The following is a 6858-nucleotide window of genomic DNA, read 5'->3' as shown; positions in this document are numbered from 1 at the left end:
GAGAACAGCATCGGCGATTCGAAGGTGATCTGGCCCTTCCACATCGTGCCGATCCAGTTGAAGAACTTCACACCGGTCGGGACGGCGATCAGGAAGGTCATGAACGAGAAGAACGGCAGCAGCACCGCGCCGGTGGCGTACATGTGGTGCGCCCACACGGCGATGGACAGCGCCGCGATCGCGATGGTCGCGTAGACCAGGCCGCTGTATCCGAAGATCGGCTTGCGGGAGAAGACCGGGAAGATCTCCGAGACGATGCCGAAGAACGGCAGTGCGATGATGTACACCTCGGGGTGACCGAAGAACCAGAACAAGTGTTGGTAGAGGAGCACGCCGCCGGTGGCGGGGTCGTAGATGTTGCCACCGATCACGCGGTCGACGAAAGCCCCCATGAACGCCGCGGCGAGGAGGGGGAAGACGAGGAGCACGAGGATCATCGTGATGAAGATGTTCCACGTGAAGATGGGCATGCGGAACATGGTCATCCCCGGTGCACGCATACAGACCACGGTGGTGATCATGTTGACGCCGCCGAGGATGGTGCCCAGACCCATCACCGCCAGACCCAGGAACCACAGGTTGCCGCCGATACCGGGTGAGTGGATCTCGTCGGCGAGCGGCATGTAGGACGTCCAGCCGAAGTCCGCGGCACCACCGGGAGTGATGAACCCGAATGCCACGGTGAGCGCGCCGAACAGGTACAGCCAGTAGCTGAAGGCGTTCAGGCGCGGGAAGGCGACGTCGGGGGCGCCGATCTGCAGCGGCAGGATGTAGTTCGCGAAACCGAAGACGACCGGCGTCGCGTACATCAGCAGCATGATGCCGCCGTGCATCGTGAACAGCTGATTGTACTGCTCGTTCGACAGGAACTGCAGGCCGGGGACCGCGAGCTCCGCGCGCATCAACAGGGCGAGCAGACCACCGAACAGGAAGAACGCGAACGATGTGAAGATGTACATCAGTCCGAGCTTCTTCGGGTCCGTCGTGGTGATCAGGTCGTGAAGGACCGCCCCCTTGGAGTGCGCTCGCGGCGGATACGGCCGCGTGGGCTTGACGGGAGCGACAACCGCGTTCATCGGGCCTCCTCGAGCCGCCGTGCGGCGGCAACGGTGCGGCGCGGACGGGATCGGCGCGCGCGACGATCACCACCCGCGATGCTGCAGGTGCACCCAGAGTATGCGTTCCGTCACACATACGCACCGGGTTCGCGGACGGAAGTGCGACTCGGATATCCGCACGGGAACGGGCCGCCGGAACTCCTCCCGTGCCCGGACGAGAACGTGTTCTACCACGTGACCGTCGTCGACGTCGCGAGTCCCGAGTGGCGGGCACTCATCGACGGCGCCGGCCCGCTCGAGCCGTACCGGGAAAAGGGGCCGACCGATCCGTTCATGCCGATCTTCACCTCGACGACGCGACACAGCCGGCGCGAGGAGCGCGACACGGTCGTGGACGCGGGATGCTTCGCGCTCCGACGACCGTGTCGCGTTCCGGTGGCTCAGCGCTCGCCGAAACCGGGCAACCGCGACGGCTCCTCCACCACGGAGTACTCGCGCGCGTCGCCCTGCACGACCCGGGCCTGTGTGCCGTCGACGCCGACGGGGATGTCGCCGGCGAGAGTGATGCGCTGCAGCCGCCGGGTGTGGTCGCCGAAATCCGCGATGCCGTAGTGCTGTGTGGCACGGTTGTCCCAGATCGCGACATCGCCACTCTCCCACGACCACCGGAAGGTGTTCTCCAACTTCGTGATCCGGCTCTGGAGGAGCTGGAACAGCGCCGCGGTCTCCGACGGCTTCAGGCCGACGAACTCCTTCACGAAGTGACCGAGCAGCAGGGTGCGCTCACCGGTTTCCGGATGAATCCGCACGACCGGGTGGATCGTCTCGTAGGTGGTGCGGCGGAACTCGTCCTGATAGAGACGGCGTTCCTCGGTCAGTGCCGGATCCGAACTGCCCACGTCGAGCTTCTCGGCGTAGTCGTAGAGATTGGTGTGCAGGGCCCACAGGTTGTCGACGAGCGCTCTCAATGCGCCCGGCAACTGCTCGTAGGCGGCGGTCGTGGACGCCCACGTCGTCGCACCACCGTACGGCGGCAGCGTCACCGCACGCAGGATCGACGCCTTCGGAATGCGGTCGACGAAGCTGACATCGGTGTGCCAGCTGTTGGCGGCACCCTCGATGGGCAACAACCGCGTGCCCTTCGAATGGACCGTGGGGTGCGATTGGGTCTGTGTTCCGAGCAGACCCGCGAAGGCCCACTGCTCCTCGTCGTCGAGATGATGCTGACCGCGGAAGACGATCGCCTTGTGCACGGCGAGCGCGTAGCGGACGGCCTCGACCGTCTCGGGCGACAACGACCCGGACAAGCGCACTCCGTCGATGCGAGCACCGATGTGCTGCCCCAGCCGGGTGACCGCGATACCCCCGGCCGCATAGACGGATTCGGCGGTGGTCGTGTCGCGATCGAGTTCGGTGATGGTCATGCGATCTCCCCTTCGGTGAGCTGAACCGGGCGTCGTGTACTGCGCCGGACCAGTTCACCGCCATCCGTCGTCCGAGTCGACGGTTGTGGTCACCGAGATCGAAACGAATCGCCCCCGTTGCCGGGAGCGCGCACTCTCACTTGAGGACCTCGCTGCGCCAGAAGGTGTCTCCGTCGGGCAGCGTCTCGTGGTCGTCGAAGAAGGCGACGAGCGCCCGTGCCGCGGCCGTGGTGTCGGGGAAGCGGCGCCCCTCCATCGGCCCCCGGGTGATCTCGAGCGTCCCCGACGCCGGATCGACGCGCCCCTGGACGCGGTAACCCCCGATGTCGGCCACCACCGCGAGCCGCCCGTCGTCGGCCTCGGGTTCCGCGACCGCCGGTGCGGCCGGGCGTTCCACGCGGGCGCCTGTTTCGGGCGCGGGCGCCGGGTCGTGCCCGGGATCCCTGGTCTTCGCGAGACCGAGCAGATCCCAGTGATCGCGACCGTGAAGGACGTTGCTGCGCTGGATCGGATGGCTACCGGTGGGTGTCCGGCCGGGACGGTCGGCGAGCCAGAGAGCGACCTCCTCCTCGATTCCCGCTTCGATATCGTCCGCGTCCACCACGAAGAACTCGGGTGCGGGAGGCGCGAGGTCGACGAACACCCAGTGCGACACCCCGGAGCCGTCGGCGGCGGGAACTCCGTCCCGGCGTCGCGCGAGCCACGGATCGCTCGCTGTCGAGCACACCCGCACCACTCGTTCGGAGCCGTCCGTCCCGCGTACGCGGACGTCCCGTTGCCCGGAAATCGGCTCGGCCCGGCCGCCGCGCGCCGATACCTCGGCGACGAAGGCCGTGACTCCCTGTCGGACGATGTCCCCCATGTAGGCTCCTCTTCTCGGTGCGCACATCGAGCGGTCGAGCGAGATCCGCGACTCGATGCACCCACGTCCTGCGGTCTCTGTCGAGACCGGAGGTCTCGACCGACCATACGTGGCTATGAACAGAACAAGAACCGTCTGTGACCTGTCACCGGAACACATCACCCTTCGTGGTGAGCGCCTTGACCCGTTCGACGACGCGGTCCTGGAGTTTGGACGGCGTGCGCCAACGCATCGCGAGCTTGTCGTAGTCCATGGCGTGTTCGGCGATGATGTCCTTGAGCTGCTCGACGCCGAGGGACGACAGCCTCTCCCGCAGAATCGCCTCTCCGTTCTCGCGGTACACCGCGAACGGATCGAATGCTCCGGGTGCACGCCGACTGCGGCGTGCGGGCGTCCTGGCTGCAGCGGCAGGAGCAGCAAGGGCGGGAACAGACACCGGGACCGCCGCGTCGGTGGTGACCGAGAGCGCCGTTGCCAGCGCCTTCGCGAAGCGCGGCGTGCGCGCCGCCTCGTCGGCGATCACCTGCACGAGGGCGACCAGCGCGCCCGCTGTTCCGGGGGCCGTCTCGTCGAGGCGGAGCAGCGCCGAACTCGCCTCGCCGATGCGCACCCGCAGACGCGCCTGTGCCATGTCGGTATCGGTGCCGGGATTCGTCACAGGTACACCTGCGCATTCATCATGATGGTCTCGGTGAGGATACGGAGTGCGTCGTACTGGCCGGTGTTGCCGTACTTGCGCTTGAGCGTGCCGTAGGGCACGTACTCGGCGGACGCCGCGATCTGGTTGGCTTCGGGCACCCAGGCGGGAACGACGTTCGCGATGCGATCGTCGCGCTGGAGTTGTTCGATGATGGTGCGGTGCAGATTCGACGCACTGCGATATTTCGTGATGACGAGACCGATCTCCCGCACCGAGTGCCCGGTCCGCTTCGCAAGCTCCCGAATCTTGTTCTGCAACTGTGGAATTCCATAGGTGGACAGGATGTCGGGGATCGTGGGGATCAGATACCCGTCGGCGAGACGCAACCCGTTGAGCGTGAGGATGCCGAGATTCGGCGGACAGTCGACGAGGATGTAGTCGTATCGATCGGCGATGGGCCGCACTGCCGACAGCAGGATCTCGACGGGACGATGCGAGCCGGGATCGGCGTACTGCTGATGGGTGAGACCTTCCTGGATGTCCATGAGGTCCAGGGACGACGCGAGCAGGTCGAGATCACGCACCGTACGCACGGGCGAGACACCACGCTGGACGGCCTTCTCGATGTCGAACTCGTCGGCATCGGGATCGATCGCCTTCCGGAAGAGCGTCGCGAGGGTCCGCCCGAGTTCGTTCAGTTCCTGCCAACGCTCCTCCCCCACCATCATCGTGGTGAGGTTGGTCTGCGGGTCGAGGTCGATCAGGAGCACTCGCTGCCCGAACTCCGCCGCCATGAACTCGCCGAGCGCTGCTGTCGTCGTGGTCTTGCCGACGCCACCTTTCAGGTTGATCGTCGCGATTACCCGTGCCACCCCACACCTCTTCGGGAAAGTAAAGTCTTCACTCGTTGTTGCGAGAAAAACTACCCGAGAGCGGACATACAGGGCAGCCGGGTGCCGCCTACCGGATCAGCGCCCCCTGGACTCGACGGCGAGACGAGGAATTCCGGCGAGCGCATCGGGCGTGACGCTCGAATCGGAGGTCCCGAAGCCGCTCAGGTACAGCGACGGCTCGCGGTCGACGACCGCGCGCACGACCTGCTCCTGCGAGACGAAGACGATCAACCCTTCGGCATCGGCCCCCGGCAGGTTGCGCCAGGTCACGCCCGGCGTGTGCATCATCCGGTTGAGCTCGCTCATGAGCACCGGCACCCGGAAGTAGTACATCCGGTCCCACGACTCGATGCCCGCGGCGGCCGTGATCTCCCCGAGCGTGCGGGTCTGCCCCGAGACGAGGACGGATTCGAACTCGGCCTCGAGCCTCGGGTCGTCGACGACCGACACACTCGTCGACCCCGAACATCCCGAGACACCCAGCGCCACAGCGACAGCCAACGCAGAACCTGTACGCACGAACCGCGACGCCACCGCGCCCCCTTGTGGATCGACCCCCGACCGGACCCGAGGAAGCTACCACCGGTTCGGACAAATACACCAGTGAGGCGGGTCACGTCCCGCGACTTCGGGTATCCGCCCCGACCTGCAGCCGAATCGGTGTGAGCGGTGACAGTGACTCCGGGTCACTCCTTCCCGGTGAGCTCCGCGATGTCCGTTCGCAGGGCACTGCGGAGGGCGACCATCGACCCGGCCGCCGCCCCGAGCTGGTCGACCACGAAATCGGTGTTCTCCGCAGATAACTCGCGCACACCCGACCTTCCGATCAGATCGTCGATCCGCTCGTCGAGATTCGCGGTGCGCTGCGCGATGTGCGCGAGGTGCAGGTGGTCCTCGGCCCGCGTGAGGAGGTCTCCGATACGCGCAAGGGCTGTGACGCGCGCGAGAATCTGATCCCATACCGGCGCGAGCGCGGCCACCCGCGATTCGAGCCCGGAACGCGCTTCCGGCGCCGATCGGACGGCGGCCCGCAGCTCGTCGAGCAGATCGCGCAGAGCGACGGTGTCCACCGCGATCTGGGTGAGTTCCTCGGCGAGATCGAGCTGGGCTCGTTGAACCTCGAAATAATCCGAACGCCACGCCGCCGAGGCCTCGATACGGTCGTACAGCGACCCGGCGAGGAACAGCAGAGTGTCGTAGCGGTCGACGAAGCGATCGTCGCCGGCGGGTCTCTCCTGCCCGAGCCGTTCGGCCACGCGGCGTCCGGCCTCGGCCAGCGGGGTGTGCTCGGACCAGCGGCTCACACGATCGACGGCGACACCGAGCACCATTTCGCGCGCCTGCTCCACCGGAGCGACCGGCAGGGGTGCGGGGGTGCGCTGCAGGGCGGCGAACAGCGCTTCGCGTTGCTCGATCTCGAGGTGCAGTCCGTCGCGCCGGTCGCGGCGCACGGCGCGGACCCCCTGGGCGTAGTGCAACGGCGAGTGCACGACGGTCTGCCGCGCCATCCGGATGCGCTTGCCGAGTTCGTTGGCCCGGTACTCGAGCGCGAGTCGCGCGGCGCCGGGCCGCTGACCGGCGATGCGCGCGCGGATACGAGCGTGGTCGTCGGAGAGACGGCGCAGTTCCCCGAAGCCGTCGAGCGCGGGCAGGCGGCGTCCGGCCCGCCGGCGGTTCGCCACTATCGCGCGTGCAGATTCGTCGAGGTGGCCGGCGGCCAGCGCGACGGCTGCGGCATCCGACAGCGGCGCGTGCCGGCCCTCGATGCTGCCGCTCTCGCACCATCGGCGGACCTGCCCGGCGATCCGGGCGCGCCGGTCCACCGGCGTGCCGTCGTGGTCCGGCGCGTCGTCGCGGTCGGGGATGTGGGGTCGATCGGGCACGGATCCTCCTCGCGGGCTCGTCCGCCGTACACGCTCCTGCGACTCGGGTCGCAGGCGCACACTTCCACTGTTCCAGATTCCGCAAGGACTCGGAGGAA

Annotated in this window: 7 protein-coding genes; all 7 read right to left on the bottom strand. The window is 67.2% G+C overall.

The window, feature by feature from the left end:
• Positions 1-1076 (bottom strand): cbb3-type cytochrome c oxidase subunit I (locus tag PV766_RS11000; protein WP_421097025.1); only part of this gene is annotated, 1076 nt, incomplete at its 3' end.
• Between the two features lie 422 nt (positions 1077-1498).
• Positions 1499-2482 carry a TauD/TfdA dioxygenase family protein gene (locus PV766_RS10995; protein WP_421097024.1) on the bottom strand — a complete coding sequence of 328 codons (984 nt, stop codon included), beginning with the start codon at positions 2480-2482 and terminating at the stop codon, positions 1499-1501.
• 136 nt (positions 2483-2618) lie between these two features.
• A complete protein-coding gene (locus PV766_RS10990; RefSeq protein WP_421097023.1) occupies positions 2619-3344 on the bottom strand; it encodes a hypothetical protein in 726 nt (241 codons plus the stop codon).
• Positions 3345-3489: 145 nt separating this feature from the next.
• Positions 3490-4002 (bottom strand): hypothetical protein, encoded by a 513-nt coding sequence (locus tag PV766_RS10985; RefSeq protein WP_064063153.1) that lies wholly within the window; start codon positions 4000-4002, stop codon positions 3490-3492.
• On the bottom strand, positions 3999-4856 hold the full coding sequence (locus PV766_RS10980) for a ParA family protein (RefSeq protein WP_064063152.1): 858 nt from the start codon (positions 4854-4856) through the stop codon (positions 3999-4001). Before PV766_RS10980 ends, PV766_RS10985 begins: the two co-directional genes overlap by 4 nt.
• 96 nt (positions 4857-4952) lie before the next feature.
• Positions 4953-5378, bottom strand: a complete 426-nt coding sequence (locus PV766_RS10975; protein WP_255162478.1) for a hypothetical protein — start codon at positions 5376-5378, stop codon at positions 4953-4955.
• 185 nt (positions 5379-5563) lie between these two features.
• A complete protein-coding gene (locus tag PV766_RS10970) occupies positions 5564-6742 on the bottom strand; it encodes a hypothetical protein (protein WP_064063239.1) in 1179 nt (392 codons plus the stop codon).
• Between the last annotated feature and the right edge of the window lie 116 nt (positions 6743-6858).

The organism is Rhodococcus sp. As11 (genome assembly GCF_048957735.1).
Classification (GTDB): domain Bacteria; phylum Actinomycetota; class Actinomycetes; order Mycobacteriales; family Mycobacteriaceae; genus Rhodococcus; species Rhodococcus gordoniae.
This window is presented reverse-complemented; position numbering and strand designations above follow the sequence as displayed.